This is a genomic window from Qipengyuania sp. (assembly GCF_965277845.1).
GTDB lineage: Bacteria > Pseudomonadota > Alphaproteobacteria > Sphingomonadales > Sphingomonadaceae > Qipengyuania.
The window spans coordinates 679,242-699,633 of the sequence record NZ_OZ255844.1 but is presented as its reverse complement, the minus strand read 5'-3'; the positions used below and the strand labels follow the sequence as shown (position 1 = coordinate 699,633).

General features: G+C 64.2%; 11 protein-coding genes. 5 read left to right on the top strand and 6 right to left on the bottom strand.

Annotation, left to right across the window (positions count from 1 at the left end):
• Window positions 1-77: 77 nt before the first annotated feature.
• The gene (locus ACQY4G_RS03450; RefSeq protein ID WP_421993134.1) at window positions 78-1,001 is read right to left on the bottom strand and encodes a 1-phosphofructokinase family hexose kinase; all 924 of its coding nucleotides are present in this window, start codon (window positions 999-1,001) and stop codon (window positions 78-80) included.
• A 229-nt stretch (window positions 1,002-1,230) separates the two neighbouring features.
• Here ACQY4G_RS03450 and ACQY4G_RS03445 point away from each other — a divergent pair, with 229 nt between their 5' ends.
• Complete coding sequence (locus ACQY4G_RS03445; RefSeq protein WP_421993132.1) at window positions 1,231-1,815, top strand: phosphoribosyltransferase; 585 nt, start codon at window positions 1,231-1,233, stop codon at window positions 1,813-1,815.
• A gap of 5 nt (window positions 1,816-1,820) precedes the next feature.
• Here the strand turns inward: ACQY4G_RS03445 and ppsA are convergent, their stop codons facing one another.
• The 4 genes from ppsA to ACQY4G_RS03425 all read right to left on the bottom strand — a co-directional run bounded on the left by ppsA (window position 1,821) and on the right by ACQY4G_RS03425 (window position 14,087).
• Window positions 1,821-4,226: a phosphoenolpyruvate synthase gene (ppsA, locus tag ACQY4G_RS03440; RefSeq protein WP_421993130.1), complete on the bottom strand. Its 2,406-nt coding sequence runs from the start codon at window positions 4,224-4,226 to the stop codon at window positions 1,821-1,823.
• Window positions 4,223-12,472 (bottom strand): GH36-type glycosyl hydrolase domain-containing protein, encoded by an 8,250-nt coding sequence (locus tag ACQY4G_RS03435; RefSeq protein WP_421993128.1) that lies wholly within the window; start codon window positions 12,470-12,472, stop codon window positions 4,223-4,225. The genes ppsA and ACQY4G_RS03435 overlap by 4 nt, the downstream gene beginning before the upstream one ends.
• Window positions 12,472-13,506 carry a universal stress protein gene (locus ACQY4G_RS03430; protein WP_421993126.1) on the bottom strand — a complete coding sequence of 345 codons (1,035 nt, stop codon included), beginning with the start codon at window positions 13,504-13,506 and terminating at the stop codon, window positions 12,472-12,474. Before ACQY4G_RS03430 ends, ACQY4G_RS03435 begins: the two co-directional genes overlap by 1 nt.
• A gap of 137 nt (window positions 13,507-13,643) precedes the next feature.
• Window positions 13,644-14,087, bottom strand: coding sequence for a DUF2267 domain-containing protein (locus ACQY4G_RS03425; protein WP_428483090.1), 444 nt, complete (start codon window positions 14,085-14,087; stop codon window positions 13,644-13,646).
• 238 nt (window positions 14,088-14,325) lie between these two features.
• On the opposite strand from ACQY4G_RS03425, the gene ACQY4G_RS03420 reads away from it, so the two are divergent.
• From ACQY4G_RS03420 to ACQY4G_RS03405, 4 genes are read left to right on the top strand one after another with little or no spacing between them, the layout of a single operon-like run.
• Entirely contained in the window at window positions 14,326-15,348 is a 1,023-nt protein-coding gene (locus ACQY4G_RS03420; protein WP_421993122.1) for a sodium:calcium antiporter, read from the top strand.
• A gap of 60 nt (window positions 15,349-15,408) precedes the next feature.
• Window positions 15,409-16,149: an ABC transporter ATP-binding protein gene (locus ACQY4G_RS03415; protein ID WP_421993120.1), complete on the top strand. Its 741-nt coding sequence runs from the start codon at window positions 15,409-15,411 to the stop codon at window positions 16,147-16,149.
• The gene (locus ACQY4G_RS03410) at window positions 16,146-18,509 is read left to right on the top strand and encodes an ABC transporter permease (protein ID WP_421993118.1); all 2,364 of its coding nucleotides are present in this window, start codon (window positions 16,146-16,148) and stop codon (window positions 18,507-18,509) included. Before ACQY4G_RS03415 ends, ACQY4G_RS03410 begins: the two co-directional genes overlap by 4 nt.
• Window positions 18,509-19,666 carry an efflux RND transporter periplasmic adaptor subunit gene (locus ACQY4G_RS03405; protein WP_421993116.1) on the top strand — a complete coding sequence of 386 codons (1,158 nt, stop codon included), beginning with the start codon at window positions 18,509-18,511 and terminating at the stop codon, window positions 19,664-19,666. Before ACQY4G_RS03410 ends, ACQY4G_RS03405 begins: the two co-directional genes overlap by 1 nt.
• Before the next feature lie 12 nt (window positions 19,667-19,678).
• On the opposite strand, the gene ACQY4G_RS03400 is transcribed toward ACQY4G_RS03405, so the two are convergent.
• Complete coding sequence (locus tag ACQY4G_RS03400; protein ID WP_421993114.1) at window positions 19,679-20,269, bottom strand: CC0125/CC1285 family lipoprotein; 591 nt, start codon at window positions 20,267-20,269, stop codon at window positions 19,679-19,681.
• Window positions 20,270-20,392 lie beyond the last annotated feature (123 nt).

Genomic DNA, 20,392 nt, shown 5'->3' with positions numbered 1-20,392 from the left:
CAAGGCGAAGGATGCGATGCCGCTCGCACGAGGTAACTACGCAGAAGGCCTTAGTGTTTCAGGTCCGGCCTGCCGGGCTAGATCGGCTTACCGTATATCTTCTCGATATCCTCAAACTTGGCGAGCCCGGTTCCCGCGGTGATGAGCGAGGCCGCACCTGCCGCGATGCCCAAGCGAAATGCATCCTCGTCCGGCTTGCCCAGTGCGAGCCCGTAAATCATTGCCGCCAGACAACTGTCGCCGGCACCCACCGCGCTGGCGGTTTCCACCTGGGGAGCCGCGAGTTCGATCACACCGGCCTCGCTCGCCAGGATGCCGCCGCATTCGCCCATGGTCACCGCGACCAGCCTGGCGCCGCCACTTCGGACAATGTCCATGGCGGCTTCGCCAATCGCATCCGGTTCGGTGACCTTCTTGCCGACCAATTGCTGAAATTCCTTGAGATTGGGCTTGATCAGCTCGAACCCTCCGGCCTCGAGCCCGGCCGAGAGCGCCTCCCCGGACGAATCCAGTACGGTACGGATACCCCTTTTGTTGGCTGCGGCTGCAGCGCGAGCATAGAAGTCGATCGGTACGCCATGCGGCAACGACCCGCTCATGACCAGGAAATCGCTGGAGATCTGGTCCAGCCTGTCGAGGCAACCCTGCCATTCGACTTCTCGCACCTCGGGGCCCGAAGGCACCAAGCGATATTCGTGGCCGGTTTCCTCTTCGAGTATGGTCGTGCTGATACGGGTTTCGCCGCGCACGACGATGCGTTCGCGGACCAGCTGGTGGATGTCGAGCAGCGCGTCCAGCGCGATACCGGTCGATCCGCCGGACAGGTAGACACAGCGCGCGTTGCCGCCCATGCGGACGAATACGCGCGCAACATTGATCCCCCCGCCGCCGGGATCCGCCAATTGCGGCGGAATGCGCACCTTGTCGGTGTGGCTCAGGCGCGGAACGGAGTAGGCGACATCGATAGTGGGATTAAGCGTTAGGCTCGCGATGCTCAGCATGTCGTCAACTCCTTGGGGGAGGATATGTCATGCACCTCCCATGCCTCAGTCCGCCGGCGGATAAATCGCGGAACGTTACGTATTTCGGGATCGCGAAAGAGCGTTGAACCAATTGTAGCTCACATTCACAGAAGGGTCCCAACCCATGCCGATATCTTCATTTCAAGACCGGCGAGCGGCTGGAAAGGAACTCGCGGCAGAGCTCGCCAAGCGCATATGGCACGATCCCGTGATCCTCGCGCTTCCCCGCGGCGGCGTGCCGGTGGGGTTCGAAATCGCCAAGAAGCTTCGGGCGCCGCTCGACCTGGTCATGGTGCGCAAACTTGGCGCGCCAGGCAATAAGGAATTCGCTGTCGGGGCGATCGTCGACGGAGAGACGCCCCAGGTCGTCATCGACGCCGACGTGGCGCGGATGACCGGAGCGAGCGATGCCTACATCGAGCGCGCGAAGGAGGCCGCGCTGGCGGAGATCGGGCGGAGGCGCGTCATCTATGGTGCCATGAACCCCGTCTCTGTAAAAGATCGGACGGTCATCGTCGTCGATGATGGCATTGCGACGGGGAGCACGGCGCGTGCTGCGCTCGAGAGCATTCGCCAGGCCAGGCCGGCCAAGATCGTGCTGGCGGTACCCGTCGCCCCGCCCGACACGATCGCATCGCTGGCATCTCTATGTGACGAGGTGATCTGTCTGGCCCAGCCGCGCTCTTTCCAGGCCGTCGGCGCGCATTATGCCGACTTCGGGCAAACCAGCGACCGAGAAGTCGTCGAGTACCTTGCGAGGGCGCGCGAATTCTCGCCGGAGCAGACGGCCTGAGCAAGCTACTGCGCAATCGCGGGTTCGACCTTGGCGATGCCTTCGGCGGCCGCGACATGGTTCTTTACGGCGACGAAACTGTCGGGCGTGACGGAAATCGAGTCGATCCCGCATTCGACCAGAAATTCGGCGAAGGCCGGATGATCGCTGGGCGCTTGCCCGCACAGGCCGACCGGAGTGTTGTGCGCATGCGCCTCTGAAATGACATGCCGGATCATCCACAAGACCGCCGCATCGCGGGCGTCGAATTGCTCGGCGAGGAGTTCGGAATCGCGATCGATTCCGAGGACGAGTTGGGTGAGATCGTTACTGCCGATAGAAAAGCCGTCGAATCGCTCGGCGAACTCTCCCGCAAGCACGACATTGCTCGGCACTTCGCACATCACCAGAACTTCGAGGCCGGCCCGTCCGCGAGCCAGCCCGTTCGCGGCCATTTCCGCGAGCACGCGATCGGCCTCGTCGATCGTGCGGCAGAACGGCACCATGACCACGACATTGGTAAAGCCCATCGTCTCGCGCAAATGCCGGATCGCACGACATTCGAGCGCGAATCCCTCGCGGAACAGCGGCGACGCGTAACGCGAAGCCCCGCGAAATCCGAGCATCGGATTTTCTTCTTCCGGCTCGAACGCGCGGCCACCCAGCAAGTCCGCATACTCGTTGGTCTTGAAGTCGCTGAACCGGATCACGACAGGATGCGGATATTGCAGCGCGGCAATCCGCGCGAGCCCGCGGGACAGGCGATCGACGTAGAATTCGGCGTGCCCGCGATGACCGCGCGTAAGACGTTCGATTGCGGCACGCTCTTCGGGGTCGGCGATCCGCTCGGGCTGGAGCAATGCCATCGGGTGGACCTTTATGAGGTTGGAAATGACGAACTCCATCCGCGTAAGCCCGACCCCGTCGGACGGTAGTTTCCACCAGCGATAGGCGGCGCCCGGATCGGCAAGGTTGAGCATCACGCGCGTTCGGGTCGCAGGGAGCGCGGAGAGATCAATCCGCTCTTCGCGGATCTCCGACCGTCCTTCATGGACGAGACCGTGCTCGCCGGCGGTGCAATTGACCGTGACTTTCTGCCCTTCTTCGAGTTGTGCGGTCGCATTGCCGCATCCGACAATGGCCGGTACCCCAAGCTCGCGACTGACGATCGCGGCATGCGACGTGCGTCCGCCGTGATCGGTGACGATCGCTGCCGCCCGTTTCATCACCGGCACCCAATCGGGATCGGTCACCCCGGTCACCAGCACCGATCCGTCGACGAAGCGATCGATCTCGGCGGCGCCCGAAATGACGCAGACGGATCCGGTCGCGGCTTGCGAGCCGATGGCTTGTCCTTCGACCAGCACGGGGCCTGGCCGAAGCACTTTCGAGCTGTGCAGGATATCTGCGCGATCCTGCGCCTGCACGGTCTCGGGCCGTGCCTGGACGATGAAGAGCTCGCCCTGCGGGCCGTTTTTCGCCCATTCGATGTCCATCGGGCAACCATAATGGCGCTCGATTACCGCTGCCCATCGCGCAAGTGTGAGAATCTCTTCATCTTCCAGTACGGCGGCGTGCTGTTCGGGCTCGCTAGTATCGACCCATCGGGTGCCGGAATCATCGTTCGAGTAGATGAGCTTGCGCTGTTTGGCCCCGCACCGCTTCTTTATGATCGGGCACAGGCTTCGATCTTCAAGCAGCGGCTTGAAGACGTGATACTCATCGGGCTCGATGGAGCCCTGCACAACGCTTTCGCCCAGTCCCCATGCCGCATTGATCAGCACGACCCGGTCGAAACCGGTTTCGGTGTCGATCGAGAACATGACGCCCGCACCCGCCCGGTCGGAACGGATCATCCGTTGCACGCCGACCGAGAGCGCCACGGCAGAGTGTTCGAAGCCTTTCAATTCGCGATAGACGATTGCGCGATCGGTGTAGAGCGAGGCGAAGCAACGCTTGCACGCGCCGAGCAACGCATCTTCGCCGACGACGTTGAGAAACGTCTCCTGCTGCCCGGCAAAGCTCGCGTCGGGCAAATCTTCGGCCGTCGCGCTCGAACGGACGGCTACGTCCGCCGCTCCCGATCCGTCGCGCGCGTCGAGTTCGCGATAGGCGGCGAGGATCGCATCGGCGATCGGCTCCGGCCATTCGCCTGCAAGAATTGCGCTCCGGATTGCGGCGCCCGCTTGCGAAAGGCTCGCCCGGCCATCCTGATAGTTCGCAATTTCCCCGGCGATCACCTCGTCGAGATCATTGGCGCCCAGAAATGCGCGATAGGCGGCGGCGCTGGTGGCAAAGCCTGGCGGCACGCGAATACCCTTGTCCGTCAGCGCGCCGATCATCTCGCTCAGAGAGGCGTTCTTGCCGCCCACTTTCGCCGTGTCCTCGCGCGTCAGGGACTCGAACGGGTAAATGATCGGGTCATCGTTCATGTCGCTTTATCTTTCACCCCCGCATGTCCGGGTTTGGAAACCGTGTCTGGAGCGTCCCCGATCCGCGCCTCGACCTCGCGGCATTCGCCGGATGGCGGAAAGGCGATCAGTTCCCCGTCGAACGGCTCGCCATCGACAATCAAGTGTGTCCGCGCACGTCCATGGAGGGGCCCCTCACGGGTGAGCTTGATGCGGATCGTCCCGCCGCCGCGCCGCAGGGTCGCTTCATAGCCATCCCATCCTTCCGGGAGCGAGGGCGAGATGTGTATCCGCCCATCGCGCAAGGTGAGCCCGAGAATCCCTTCTACCGCGAGCCGCCAGGTCCATGCGGCGGCACCGGTGTACCAGCTCCACCCGCCCATTCCGCGATGGCGGCCCACCGAGCCGATATCGGCCGCCACCGAGTAAGGTTCGGTACGATAGATATCCGCCGACTGCCGCTCGCGTGCGTGTTCGATCGGGTTGAGCATGGTGAAGATGCGATGCGCGTGATTGCCCTGGCCGGTCCGTGCGAGAGCCAGACCCAACCAGGCCGCGGCGTGCGAATACTGCCCGCCATTTTCGCGGATGCCCGGGGGGTAAGCCATGATATAGCCGGGGTCGTGCGCCGACTTGTCGAACGGCGGCCATAGCAGTCGCGCGATTCCGGCCTCTTCGTCGACCAGCTCGCGCAACGCGGCCTGGAGCGCGGTTCGGCTGCGCGTACTCGCGCCACCGGCGAAGACGGACCAGGATTGCGAGATCGAGTCGATCCAGCATTCGTCGTTTTCCTGCGAGCCGAGCGGTGTCCCCTCATCGTCGTAGGCTCGGCGATACCATTCGCCGTCCCATCCTGAATGCTCTGCATTGCGCCGCCAGGTCGCGGCCCGTTCCGCCCAGTGGCGCGATTCCGGGATACGGCCCAAGAGCCGCTCGCAATGCGCCAGCGACGCGGCGCAGACCGAGGCGAACCAGGCAAGCCAGACGCTCTCGCCCCTGCCCTTGTCACCGACCCGGTCCATCCCGTCGTTCCAGTCGCCGGTTCCGATGAGCGGGAGCATGTGGCTGCCCAGCTCGACCCGCTCGAGCGCCCGTTCGCAATGCTCTATCAGCGAACGGGGCACTCCCCCGGCATCGTACATCGCGTAACGATCGTGCTCGTTGTCGGCGAGCGGGGGCGCCGTGAGAAAGCGAACTTCCTCCTCGAGGATCGACGTGTCACCCGTGGCGTTTACGTAATGCGCCGTCGCATAGGGGAGCCACAGCAGATCGTCGGTAATGCGGGTTCGTACACCGCGTCCTGCGGGCGGGTGCCACCAGTGCAGCACGTCGCCCTCCTCGAACTGATGCGCAGCGCAAGTGAGGATATGATCGCGGACGCGTTCCGGGTCGGCATGCAGGAAGGCGAGGACGTCCTGCAATTGATCGCGAAAACCGATCGCACCGCTGGCTTGATAGAAGCCGGTACGCGCGAGAATGCGCGAAGACAGGCTCTGGTAGAGCAGCCAGCGATTGGCCAGGATATCGAGCGCAGGGTCGGGCGTCTCGACCTCGACCGCGGCCAGCAGGTCGTCCCAATAGGCGGTATTCTCGGCCTCGGCCGCCACGCCGCGGCCGACCGAACGCCAGTCGCGCGCCAAGGCGAGCGCCTCCTGTTCGGTCTCCGCTTCGCCGAGCACGAAGAGAATCTCGCGGCTTTCTCCTCGAGCGAGGTCGAGATGCACCTGGTAGGCGGCGCAGGCGTCCGCGCCGGCGACCTCGGAATTGTCGAGGCCCCAGCGGCCAAGTGCGGCGGGCCGTGCGAGATTGCCTTCTCGGCCGATGAACTCCTGGCGGTCGGTCGCGAAGCCGTGCGCATGCTCGCTCGCCGTGAGAAATGCGCTCCGCCCGGCAAAATCGGCATTCCACGGATTGGTCGCGACTATCGCCTGCGCGTCGGGATCGAAGCGGCAATGGACGTGACGCCGGGCGATGCCGGGGAGTGAGCCCAGCAGCCATTCCGCGTAGTAGGTTGCGGTGATGCGCCGATCGCGCCGGCCGAGATTGCGCAGGGTCAGACGGATGAGCTTGACCGGGGCATCGCGGGCAACCGTTACGGTCATACGCTGCTCGATCCCGCGGCTAGCCTGGCGCCATTCGGTGAATCCCGCACCATGCCGAACCTGGCAGGTCATGTCGCGCCCGGCGGGATCGGGCGTAACCGACCATACCTGCGATGTTTCCTCGTCGCGCAGGTAAAGGATCTCGGTCTGGCGGTCCGCGACCGGATCGTTCGTCCAGGGGGTCAGCCGATATTCGCCGCTGTTGACCGACCAGGTGAAGCCACCGCCGGACTCGGTGACGAGCGTCCCGAATGCATCGTTCGCCAGTACGTTGACCCATGGTGCAGGCGTCGTGTTACCCGGCTCGAGATGGATCAGATACTCGCGTCCATCTGCGGTGAACCCGCCATATCCGTTGTCGAACAGCAGATCGTCCGGCCTTGCTGGCGGACGTTGCGGCTCGGGCTCGAATTCGAGCGAGGGAAGGATCGGCGGGGGCTCGAGGCGATGCGGCATGGCTCGCGCGATCTGGTCGGCCAGCGGTCCGTTCGAGCCGTCGAGGACCGCCCATGCCATCGCTTCGAGCAAGCGCACATGCCCTGAACCGATCTGGTCCGCGAAGACGAGGTGGATGCCGCCATTGCGGCCCAGCATTTCGGTCGCGCCGACTTCCTGAAGCAGGCTCACCAACGCATCACGGACAGGCTCGATATAGGCCGAACCCAGAGTCTGGAGGATGACAATGTCGACCTGGAGGCCCGCGCGGCGCCACAATTGATGTGCGCCGATCACCAGGTCCAACAGTTCGTTTTCCTCCAGTTCCCCCTTCAGGAGCAGGATCGGCAAGTCGCCCGAAAGTGCGAGGCCCCAAAGGTTCTGCTGGCCTAGCGCATTGCCGCGGATCGTGGCGCGCTCGGCCCGCAGGGCGGAGTGCGGATAGACCATGAGCGAGCCGAGTGCCTGGACATCGGGCAAGAGATCGGGCGCGATGCGAGCGCGGTGAATTGCCCGTGAGACTTCCCGCTCGGCATCGTCGGTCAGCCAGCGGATTGCCGAGAGCGTAGCGTGACGTTCGAGCAGTTCGAGGGCGCTCGATCGCGAGGCTGCGGCGATCGTGACGAAGCACAGCTCTTTCGTTTCACCGGGTTCCAGATCGAAACGCAGCTGAAAGCATGCAGCGGGATCGAGCGTCCACCCCTGGGTGCCGGAGAGGCTTCGCGTGGCTCCTAACGGCGCGTGCGCGGTGCGGTTGCGGCCGAGAAACAGCCGGCGATCGCATTCGAAGCTCACATCGGGGACGATCCCGTCGGCCCCGATGACCGTCTGCAAAAGCACAGGCGGTGTATCCTCGGGACGGCGCGGGCGGCGGGTGAACAGCAATGCGCCGGGCTCGGCGAGAAAATCGCTGCGCACGAACATCTTGCTGAAGGCGAGGTGGCGTTCGTCCTCCAGCGGCGGCGCGAGGGCGATCTCCGCATAGCTCGTCAAGCGGAGCGATCGGCGACGGCTGCTTTCGTTGGTGATCAGCAGCCGGCGCAATTCAATATCGTCGCTCGCGCCGACAGTCACCTCGAGCCGGGTGTTTATCTGGCTGTCGCGCCGCTGGAATTCCGCCGCGTGGCTGCGGAAAGTAATGCTCTCCTCGGCCGGAGCGACCCCTGTGGGCTGGCGCGTTGCCGACCACACGCGTTCGCTGTGTTCGTCGCGCAGGTAAAACCAGAATCCCTCGGCATCGCGCGTGGCGTCCGGCACGAAACGTGTCAGCGCCTGTCCATTCCAGAACAGCCCGCCACCGCCCGAAGAAGATATGCGGCTCGACAACCGACCGTTGCCGAGAAGATGCGTTTGCGGGAACGAGGTCTCTGCCGGAGTCCAATTGTACCGGATCTGAGTGTTGGCGCCGGCGGCATCGTCGATCGTGACCGTTTCAAGCCGTTCGATCTCGGCCGGCAGTTCGTGCGGGATGCGTTCCGACAAGAGCAAGGTCGTAAGCTGGATCTGCGGATCCCGCGTAAACCGGTCCACCAGAACGTCGCCGGTGAGCAGGTTGCCGATCGCGCACAGGATCATGCCCTGATGGTGCGCCATGAATGCGTTGACCGGTGTGAAGATGCCGTCCGATGCCGGTGCGCGATGCGGCGTGAAATCGATCGCTTCCCATAGACCGTATCGGCCGCCGGCCCCGAGGCTCTCCAACCGCTTGAGGTTGGCCTGGGCAGCGACTGGGTCGTGGGCCAAGGCGAGGGCGGAGGCATAGGGCGCGATCACCAGGTCCTGGGCGAGGCCGCGGCGCAATCCCAGGCCCGGCACACCGAAGGCGCGGTAACGAAAGCGATGTTCGGGATCGCGCGCCGCGTAGGCGGATTCGGAAATGCCCCAGGGCGTGCTGCTGGATTGGCCATAGCGGCGATGCACGGCGACGGCGGTGTGCTCGCTCTCGCCCAGCAGTGTGTCGGGTCCGCTCGGCATCAACAGGCGGGGCATCAGATATTCGAACATCGAGCCATTCCACGAGACCAGCGCGACGTTGCCATCCGCGCGGGTTATCGGACGCCCGAGATGGAACCAGTGCTCGACCGCGACGTCCTTCTTGGCGATGGCGAAGAAGCTCGCGATGCGCGCTTCGGAGGCCAGCAGATCGTAGTGGTGGACGTCGGTCTCGGCCGTGCTCACATTGTGGCCGATGAAGAATAGACGGCGTTCCTTGTCGTAGAGCCAGGTGAAATCCATTTCCCACGCAAGCCGTTCGGTTTCGTGCGCGAGCGCGATCAACTCCGAGCCGATTGTCGGAACCGTTGCCGTGTCGCGCGCCATATCGTGGATGTGATGCCTGAGGCGTTCGATCCAGATATTGAGATCGCGCACTTGCTCGGCGCGATCGTTGGCCGCGCGCTGCATGATGTGCGCACCTTCCGCCTCGAGCGCGGGAAGATCATCGCTCAGCAGCCGATGCAGGAGGATCTGCGCATCTGCGGCATCGTCTCCCTGCCGCGATGCATCCTCGCCCATGCGCCCGACGCGTGCGCGAAACTCCTCGCTGTCGTCGAGCTCGCCGGCGTGTTCGGCGACAAGGGCGAAGAGATCCTGCAGACCCGCCCAGCGCTGGTTTTCGAGCGCGTTTTCCCTCGCCGCGTCCCGCAGACAATGCGCGTAGCTGACCAAGGCGGCTGCGAGATTGCCGCTATCGACCGTGGAGACATAGCGCGGCTCGAGCGGGCGCAGGTGATGCGTCTCGTACCAGTTGAGAAAATGACCGCGGTGGCGTTCGAGCTGCCCCAGACTATCGAGGACATTGCGCGTTCGCGCGGCCAGCTCGACCCGCCCGACGAAGCCCAGATCCCATGCGCTGGCCGTCGACAGGATCAGCATAGCGATATTGGTCGGCGAGGTGCGGTGCGCGATTTCCTCGTGCGGTGGCCCCTGGTAATTGTCCGGAGGCAGCCAGTTGTCGCCCGGTCCGGCAAAGGTTTCGAAATAGAGCCAGGTCCGGCGGGCCAGTTGGCGCAGATAGGGAATGTCGAGCTTGCCCTCGGTCGGTCCGGCCCTGCGCCGCGGCAGCTCGATGAAGCGGGCTATCTCGGGCGCGAGCGCCCATGGGAGGATCAGGAACAATGCCGGCGCAATTGCCGCAGGCCGGAAAAGGTACACTGCTGCCGCAATGGCAATCGCAAGCAACGGAGCAGGGGCCATTTGCCGCCATAGGGCGAACCTGCGGGGCTCGCCCCCGGCGTGCGCCGCGACATGCGCAGCCGAGGTCCATTCGAGCAAGTTTCGCTTGCTGACGTAGCGGCGCCACAGGGTCACCACGATCGCATGGAGCGAAAGCAAGGCCTCGTGCAGCATGAAGACGATAACCAGCAGCCATCGGCCGGTCTGGTCGATCATCCGCGCCCGGAAGCCGAAGGTTGCGCCGCGGCGACGGCCGCGGGTCAGGCCGCTGGCGAGGTCGATCAGTAGTTGCCCGGCAGGTGCAAGCAGGACCAACGCCGTCCAGAACCAGGGGCTGCCCGGCAGAACTAGCCAGCCGGCCATGGCGAGCATCACCAGTCCCGGCTGTACCAGGCTGCGGCGCAGATTGTCGAACATCTTCCAGCGATCCAGCGCGCCGACCGGATTGCGGATTCGCGTGCCGTTAGTGCCCGGCACTCTGCGCATCAGCCATGGAAGCAGCTGCCAATCGCCGCGTATCCACCGATGGAGGCGCTGCGCATAGTGCCGATACGTGTCGGGGAACCCCTCGTAGAGCACGATGTCCGTCGCCAGCGCGGCCCTGCCCAGCGCACCCTCGAAGAGATCGTGGCTCAGGATCGCGTTCTCCGGGACCTTCCCATCCGCTGCAGCATGGAAGGCGGCGAGGTCGTAAATCCCCTTGCCGACGAAGATGCCGGACCCGAACAGGTCCTGATACACGTCGGATACTGCGCGGCTGTAGATGTCGATCGCGGTTTCGCCGGTGAAGAGCCGGGCAAAGAGGGTTCGCTCGCCGCTGGCGGGCGAAATCTCGACACGCGGCTGGATGATCGAATAGCCGCGCTGCAACCGGCCTTCGCGCGTCATCGCCGGTCGGTTGAGCGGGTGGGCGAGCGTTCCCGCAAGCTTCGCGACCGAGCCGCTCGGCAGAATCGTGTCGGCATCGAGCGTCAGGACGAAACGCGTGGCGTCGAGCGCGATCCGATCGCCGACCCTGATCGTGAAGGGCGCGCCGTCCCCCTCGACTATCAGCCGGTTGAACTGCTCGAGCTTGCCGCGTTTGCGTTCCCACGCCATCCAGCAGCCTTGCTGCGGATTGAAGAGCCGTGGGCGCATCAGCAGATGGAACGGCCCGATGCCGCGCGACCCGTACCGTTCGTTGAGGTCTTCGACCGCCGATTCGAGCGCCTCTACTATCGCGTGGTCGCCGGGCAGGGTTTCCTCGGGCGCATCGGCGAGATCGGCGAGCAGCGCCACCTGCAATGCTGGATCGGTGTTCGCCAGCCAATGCATCTCCATCTGACGCTTGAGCGCGTCGACTTCCTCCTGCCGCGCGATGACGACGGGGACGGTTACGGTCACCGGGAATTCCGCCGGGATGCCGCGCTCGCTGTCGAGTTTTGGCAGGACGCAAGGTTCGGTTATCCTCGTCACGATCCAGTGAACCAGAGTGATCGCAAGGATCGAGGCCGGTATCTGGCTCAGAAGCAATGCGGCGACCCATCCGATCCAGCCGGCCCCGATCCAGGCCAGATAAAATGCCGGAAGTACCGCGCAGAGCACCGCGGAGATCGTCATCCCTGCAGCAAAGAATCGTCCGGGGCGGGCGAGTATCGCGCGCTTGAAGGCCCGCCTCGGCTCAGGCTTCGCATCGAACTGTCGTTCGAGCTCGGCGCGCCCGTCGTCGATCAACCAGTAGCCGACGTGGAAACCGACCTTCTCGGAGCGTTCGCTTCGGCTACGCGCGATCGCCTCGCGCGTTACTTCGATCTCGGGGACGCTACCCCATTTTGCGATTTCCTCGACCGCGGTGCGATATTGATCGCGTGTCTCGAAATCCATCCGCCCATAGGTATCGTGCGGATCCTCGCGCAGCGCCTTCTCCACCAGGCTGGTGCGTTCGAAAAACTCCTCCCACGGGATCGCCGCCGCTTCGGCCAAATTCGAGATAGAGCGTGCGACGCGCTCGGTCGGCTCGAGCGAATGCGCATCGCCAGCGCATGTAGACACAGCGAAACCGAGCCGCACCTGCCCAGCGAGCATCGGAGTGAGCGCAGCAGCCAGGATTTCGATGCAGGCGACCCGGACCATGGTCGGAAACGCCCATAGCTCGGCAATGGTCAGCGGCTTGCTCCGCTGATAGGCGGAGACGAAGCGAACCGCATTGGCCAGCGAGAGTTGCAGGTGCGTGGCTCGCAATAGTTCGTGCGCGATCATGTAGATGCGCGGCCCACATGCCCCTTCGTCCGCCAGCGCCGGTAGCCGTTTGTAGAACGCGTCGGGCATGTCCTTGCGGATGAGCCGCAAGGCTCGGCTCACCTGATAATCATTGTCGAGCACCCACTCGGCAGCCTTGGCGGCATCCGGATCCGGCTTGCGACAGGCCAGCCGTGCTTGATTGAGCCAGTTCTCGACTGCCTTCGGATTGCGGATGATATCGAGTGGGGCGGCGCTTCTCTGGGTGACGCTGTGCTTTTGACCCAGCTCCTCGGCCGCCAGTTCCAGGGGCGAAGTGAGTTCGGCAGCCTCGGCCACTAACCGAAACGAAAGACCGATTGGCCGTCCGGTTCGAGATCGTGACCGCAAAAACCGGTCACGAGATTGGGTCGGACCATCAATACGGGCATGGTGCAATGCGTGGCGAGATATTCGGCAACGCTACCGCACGGCACATCGCTGAGGGCGGTTGCCCCGTGCGACGACATCACCACGAGATCGACGTCCTTCTCCCGCGCGAACTGGCAGGTCGCCTGGCGTGGCTCGGCGGGTCCCAGCAGGGTCGAGTGTACGACGAGGCCGACTTCTTGGGCACGGAGCCGCAATTGCTCGAGATGCTCGCGTGCGCCGCGTGCGTTCTGGCGCTCGATTTCCGAATGCAGGTCTTGGGCCTGTCCGGCTCGGAAGTCGGACAGGCGGCGCACCGGCGGCACGACGTGGACCAGTATCAATTCGGCACCATGGGCACGCGCGATGATGAGAGCGACCGGGATTACGCTCTCGGCGCGCGGGGATCCGTCGACAGGCACCAGAATCCGGCGATAGGTCGGCGCCACCCTCGCTTGTGGAGGCACCAGAAGCAATGAAGCCGATCCATGCTCCAGCAGGCGCAGCACCGTCGAACCCAGGGCGTGGCGGCCGCTGTCGTTTCTCGTCGCGAGCGCCAGCAATGTGGTGCCGTGCGTTTCGCTCCAGTCGATCAATTCGTCGCCGGCATCGCCGCTCAACAGAACCGCCGCAGGTTGCCGGGGTCCGTTGGCATCCTCGGCGAGCTTGCGTAGCTGCGAGTGGTGTTCCTGACGGCGCAATTGCCACTCGATCGGATCGACGGGAGCCCCATAGCGCCCGCCCTCTTCGATCACCCTGGCGAGCGTCATCTCCAGGCCCAGGCTGCGCGCCACTGCTCCTGCGTGGATCGTGACCACGCGCGCCATCGGCGTCTCGTCGACGCAGGCCAGCAGCCGCGGCCCCTTCGCCGCATGCGGCGTGTTTTCGCGGAGCTCTTCGGAAATTGCTCGAGACGTCGCCGGTGGCGGATCGCTGGCTAGCTGCAAGTCCGACTGGCTTAGCATTGTCTTGACCTCTTCGAATCTGACGATCCCCTGCCGCCCGGGCGAAGATGCTGCGGCGTTGCGTGACTCGACATAGGGAACGTTCCTTATGGGGGACGGGCGGTTGGTCGCGAGCGGTGAGAGGCGCGGGTCCTGCGCTACTCAACCACTTCCGAGTCGGGCCACATGGCGCGAATTCCGCGTGGCAGCGACCTAGCGACCTTTTCGATCTGGCCGCGCGACAGGTGGCGGTCGAGCACGCCGAACACCGATTGCACGGCGTCCCTGGGATCCACCCCGCGGCTATCGCGCAGGCCGTCGGCAACAGCCTGCAGGAATTCGTCTCCCCCGTGGGTCGGGCGCGGCAAGCCGGTGGGGTCGAACCGATCGTAGAAGGTTCCGCGCACGATCAAGGGCAGTTGCGCACCGAAATGGGCCGAAAGCTCCAACGGCAGATGGTCGCGCAGTTGCTGCAGGACGACCGACAGAACCCGCCAAGCAAAGGCGCGGTCCGGACCGATATCGCTCTGTATTTCCTCTAGCCAGATGGCCGTGGTTTGCAGGGATTTGTCGAACAAGGGCAGGATCGTGGCGCTCATCATGTTCTCCGAAAGGTGCTGAACGAGGGAATTGCGAAGCTAGGCGCCGATGCCGCTCGCCGTCATTACGCAAACCTCCCGAGGGGTGATTTCCGGACACAGCCAAAGCACGCCAATCGGGACATCTACGGATGTGTTCGGACGGCCGGAGCGCCAAAGGTGCGGAGCGCATTCAATTGGCGGGAACGAGCAACGGCATGGCAGGACGCAGGCCCATCAGTCTTCCATTCGTCCGCGGGCGATGACCGCCTTGTGGGAAATCGCCCTGGTCCTCGCCCTGGCGGCGGCTGCCGTGTGGTGGGCCGGTACGCGTCTTCCGGCCTATGTCGTTGCGCTGAGCGACAAGACGGGCATCGGTCATGGTCTGGCAGGGATGCTCGTGCTGGGCGGGATCACTTCGCTCCCCGAACTCGCGACCGGTACGACCGCAGCCGCGATCGGCGTGCCGCTATTGTCCCTCAACGACATTCTCGGAAGCGCGAGCTTGAACCTGCTGTTGCTGGCGCTTGCGGATATGGTGCTTGGCCCGGCGCCGCTGACATCGGTCGTGGCGCGGCCCGTCACGCTGATCCAGGGCGTGCTCGGCATGATCCTGTTCGCTCTCGTTGGCGCCGCCATCGGGATTGGAGGCGGGGATTGGGGCGGCCCGGCGGGCGCCTGGGCCATCGCGATTTTCCTCGCCGTGCTGCTTGCCCTGGTGGTTTCCGATCGCGCCGAGCGGCGGCCGATGTGGCAGGTGGTCAATCCGCCCGACCTCGAACTGGTCGAGGAAGCCAGGCAAAGACCCATCTCTACCGGCAAGCTTGCAGTGGTGCTTGGCGCCCTTACTGCAATCATTCTGGTCGGGGGTGTCACGCTCGCCAATACCGGTGAGGCAATCGCCCGCGAAACCGGCCTGGGTGTAGGAGTGGTCGGCTTCCTCATCATCGCGATCGCCACGTCGCTCCCCGAGGCGAGTGCCATCGTCGGGGCAATGCGAAACCGGCGATACGAACTCGCGATCGGCGAGATCTTCGGCTCGAACATGTTCAATCTCGCCATCATACTCGCGATCGACCTGGTCGCCTCGGGCGAACCGGTGATCGAGCAGGCGGGCGATTTCGAAATCGCGGCTGCAATGCTGGCGCTGGTGCTGACGGGGATATTCGTACTCGGCCTCATCGAGCGGCGCGATCGGACGGTGCTGCGCATGGGGCAGGACTCGATCGCCGCGATATTGGTCTACTTCTGCGGTATCGCAATGCTGCTTTCGCTCGCGCCGTAACGTCCGGCAATTGCGGGAATTGCGTAACGTCGCGCCTCGCAGACCTGCTATTGAAACGGCATGCAGGGCGAAGGCGAAAACAGCGAGACGGCAGCGAATGCACGCGCTTTTTCGGGACGTGGCCTGAGCAAGATTTACATCACGGGCGAAACCGAGGTGCATGCGCTGCGCGGTGTCGATTTCGATATCCGCAAGGGAGAGGTCCTCGTCCTGCTCGGTCCGTCTGGCAGCGGCAAGTCCACCTGGCTCAATATCGTCGGCGGCCTCGATCGGCCGACCTCGGGGACTCTTCACTACGAAGACAACGAGCTGACTGCGCTGGACGATCGTGATCTTACGCGGTTCCGCCGCGCGCAGATCGGATTTATATTTCAGTTCTACAATCTGATACCCAGCCTGACGGCCGAAGAGAACGTCCGTCTCGTCACCGATATCGCCGAGGATCCCATGGACCCTGCCGACGCCCTCGGCCTGGTGGGACTGGCGGAGCGACGGCATCATTTCCCGGCCCAGCTCTCCGGCGGCGAGCAGCAGCGCGTGGCGGTTGCGCGCGCCATCGCCAAACAGCCGGGCGTCTTGCTGTGCGACGAACCCACCGGAGCGCTGGACAGCAGCACCGGGGTGCGTGTGCTCGAGACGCTCGACACAGCCAACCGCGAACTCGATACGACGCTGCTCATCATCACGCACAATGCCGGGATCGCCGCGATGGCCGATCGCGTGTTTCACTTCCTCGACGGCAAGATCGCCCGGATCGAGAACAACACGCACAGGATCAGCCCGTCGGAGATCACCTGGTGAAGGCGCTCGATCTCAAGCTGATGCGCGATTTGTGGCGCATGCGCGGGCAGGCCCTGGCCATAGCGGTAGTGCTCGCCGCCGCCTCGGCAACCTTCATCCTGTCCATGGGTGTCCATGGCTCGCTGACGGTCACCCGGGACGCCTATTACTCGGCAAACAATTTCGGCGACGTCTTCGCCAACATGACCCGCGCGCCGCGCAGCATCGTCGACCGGGTGGCGCGGGTCGAAGGCGTGCAGCAGGCGCAGGGATCGATCCTGCAATATGCGCTGCTCGACTATCCCGACCGCGTCGACGCAGTACGCGCGCTCCTGCAATCGGTCGACGAGCGCGGGCGGGACCGTCTCGATCTCGTCACCTTGAAGACCGGTCGTATGCCCGCACCGGGCCAGCCGGGCGAGGTGGTCGTCGACGAGGCGTTCGCGCTTGCCAATGGCGTCAGCCCGGGAGACGAGGTCGACGCGATCATCTACGGCACGAAACAGCGGCTGAGAGTCGTCGGGATCGGTCTCGCGCCAAACTACATCAACGCATTCGCGCCGGGCGATATCGTGCCCGACGACACGCGCTTCGGCGTGTTCTGGATGGGCGAGGAAGCGCTCGAGGCAGCGACCGATCGTACGGAGGCGATCAATGCGCTGTCGGTGAAACTACAGCACGGGGCATCCGAACCCGACGTCATCCGGGCGATCGATACCATCCTCGAACCCTATGGCGGAACCGGTGCCTATGGGCGCGAGGATCATCCGAGCCACATGTTTCTCGACAGCGAGCTCGATCAGCTCGAAGCGATGGTGCAGGTTTTCCCACCCGTCTTTCTGATCGTTTCGACATTTCTGGTCTACATCGTACTCGGGCGTATGATCCGAACCCAGCGCTCGCTGATCGGGCTGCTCAAGGCCTTCGGATATTCGGACGTCGCCATCGCCTGGCATTATCTCAAATTCGCGCTCGCGATTGCCATTCTCGCCACCATCCTCGGCTCGCTGGCCGGCATCTGGATGGGGCGCGCGATGACCGAACTCTACGGCCGCTACTATCATTTCCCCTTCCTGCGTTTCAGCTTCGCGCCTGGCGTTTTCGTCGGCGCGGGCGCGCTGGCCATGGCGTCTGCAGCCTTGGGGGCGGTTACCGGCGTATGGTCCGCCGCCCGCCTGACGCCCGCGGTCGCGATGTCGCCTCCGCCTCCGCCCGTCTACAGGGCAGGTGCGGTGGAACGCCTGGGGCAGCGGGCGGGCTTTACCGCGATCGGTCACATGATCGTGCGCCATATCGCGCGTTGGCCCGGCCGCTCGGCGATAACCGTCAGCGGCGTCGCCCTGTCCATGGGGCTGTTGTTCTCCACGCTGCAATTCATCGATGCGAGCCAGTTCATGCTTGAGTCCTATTTCTTCCGTTCGCAGCAGCAGGATCTTTCGATAACCTTCACCGAGGCGCGCAATGAAGATGTGCTCTACGAATTGGCGCAATTGCCCGGCGTCTTGCGCGTAGAACCCCGGCGCGCGCTCAGCGTGGAGATGAGTTATGCCAATCGTCACGAGCGCACGGCCCTGCAGGCCAGTACTCCGGATTCGCTGTTGACCGCGCGCATCGACCAGGACGGCAATGTGATCGCAATGCCGCCAGGTGGCTTGATGCTCAGCCGCCAACTGGCCGACCAGTTGGGTGCCGAGGTCGGCGACCGCGTTCGCGTAAAGATGCTGGGCGGACGACGAACCGAAGCGATGCTGCCGGTGGGCGCGCTGGTCGACGAGTTCATCGGGGCCAACGCCTATGCCACCGACCGCACGATCGAGGATATGGCGCGCGACGGCGCCCCGGCGGGTTCGGCCCTTCTCCTCATCGACCCCGCCATGCGCGAGACTTTGCTGACCGAACTCAAGGCGATGCCCGTGGCACTGAGTATCGGTGACCGCGACCTGGAAATGGAGCGCTTCGCCGAGATGATCGACGATAACATCAACACCATGATCTTCTTCTATATCGCTTTCGCATCGGCGATAGCGGTCGGCGTCGTCTACAACAGTGCCCGGATCCTGTTTTCCGAACGTGCGCACGAATTGGCAACGCTGCGCGTGCTCGGTTATCATCGCCACGAAGTCGCCGTGGTCCTGATCGGCGAGATTGCGCTGCTGGTGGCGGTCGCCGTGCCCCTGGGACTGATAACCGGTCATTGGCTGGCGCAGTTTATGGTGTTGATGTTCAGTTCGGATCTGTTCCGGTTGCCTTTCGCGCCTTCCAATTCGACCTATGCCTATTCGGCGATGGTCGTCCTTGTCGCTGCCTTGCTGACCGCCCTCGTGGTCGCCCGCCGAGTGATGGGCCTCGACATGGTCCGTGTCCTGAAGGCGCGCGACTGATGTGGAAGCGGATCAAACGCTGGCGCTGGGCGCTGCTGATTGCCGGACTGCTCATGGCCGGATTCCTCTATGCCCTGTGGCCGGAAGCGGTTGCCGTCGATACGGGCACGGTAACGCGCGGCGAGATGACCGTCGGGATCACCGATGACGGGGTGACACGAGCCGACGAGTATTACGTCGTCTCCGCACCGGTGACCGGTTATCTTTCTCGGATCGAGCTCGAACCGGGCGATGCGGTAGGCCGCGGGGCGTTGATCACGCGCATGACGGGGCGTCCCTCGAGCCCGCTCGATCAGCGCAGTCGCGACGAGATGCGCGGCGCGCTGGCTTCGGCTCGCGCCGCGGAGAGCGGGGCAACGGCGGCGCTCGGCCAGGCACGGCGCGACCTGAGGCGCGCAGAGGAACTATCCGAGCGCGGCTTTCTGCCGCGTGCGCAGCTCGAGGCAGCCCGCACGCGTGTTGCCACCGAGAGATCGGCGCAGCAGCAAGCCCGAGCGGATATCGCCCGGTTGCGCGCCATGCTGACCGATCCCAGCGGTGCTGCGAGCGGCGCACCGGTCGCCGTGCGCGCGCCGGCAGGCGGGGAGGTTCTGTCGGTCATCAACGAAAGCGAGGGTGTGATCGTTGAGGGAACGCCCCTGGTCACGATCGGCAATCCCGACACGATCGAAGTGGTGGTCGACCTGCTTTCGCGAGAAGCCGTGCGCGTGAAACCGGGCGACCGGGTCGAGATCAATCAGTGGGGCGGTTCCAATCCGCTGCTCGGCACGGTCGAGCGGATCGAACCCTTCGGTCGGCTAAAAATCTCCGCGCTCGGGATCGAGGAACAGCGTGTCAACGTCATCATCGGCTTTGCGGAAGGGTCGGCGGGGCAGGGCGCCCGCCTCGGCCACGGCTATCAGGTCGACGCGACAATCGAATTGTGGCGCAGCGAAGACGCCTTGCGCCTTCCTATCGGAGCGTTATTCCGGGGCCCCGAAGGCGAGTGGCAGGTCTTCGCCATCGAGCGCGGGCGCGCCCGGGTGAAGACGGTCGATCTGGGCCGGATCAACGACGAGCACGCCGAGTTGCTCGGCGGGCTCGATCAAGGCGCCCTTGTGGTCGTCAACCCCGGCAGCGCGATCGAGGACGGTACGCGTGTCGCCTTGCGCGAGTGAACAATCAGGCGATCAATTCGAAGGGTATTCGATCTGCGGCGCAAGACGATCGCGCACTTCGCGAGCATCCATCGCGCGCAAATTGGCATTGGGGAGCGGGCCGCGGCCGAGCCGGATGTCTGCGGTCGCTTCGAACCGCTCGATCGTGCGAACGTCATAGCGATCCGCCCAGAATGGATCCCCGTAATACGGGTACCAGTGATACCAGCCGTGGCCTGCCCGATAATAGCGCCAATACGGCCGCCAGTAAGCGTGATAGGGTGAGTACCAGGGATCGTATAACGGGTCGCGGCGAATCTGTCGCTCTATCTGGTGCTCGACTTCGCGGTCTTCGATAACAAAGTAATCATAGCCCTTGAGCAAGGTCAGTTCGGCGGCCCGAAACAGCAGGTAGCTCTCGACGCGCTCGCGCGAAGTGAGGCGATTGCCCGCGAAGCTGACCCGATAGTGGGTTTCGTCGACCCGGATGTCGGAGTAGCCGCCCGAGATACGGCTGGCCGATTGGAGCGGCTGATAGGGCGTACTGCTCATCGCACATCCCGTGACGACGAATGCGAACGCCATGCTGACTGCCATGAGCAATCGTTTGGAACGTCGTTGCATCGCGGGTGCCTCCTCAAGCGCGGTCCGTTCCTCAGAGTGTGTGGAGACGGCCGCCGCCGCGAAATAGGTAAATGCCCGAATTCGATGGGCCGGAGCGCATCGGCCATGGCCGCGGTCGATTGG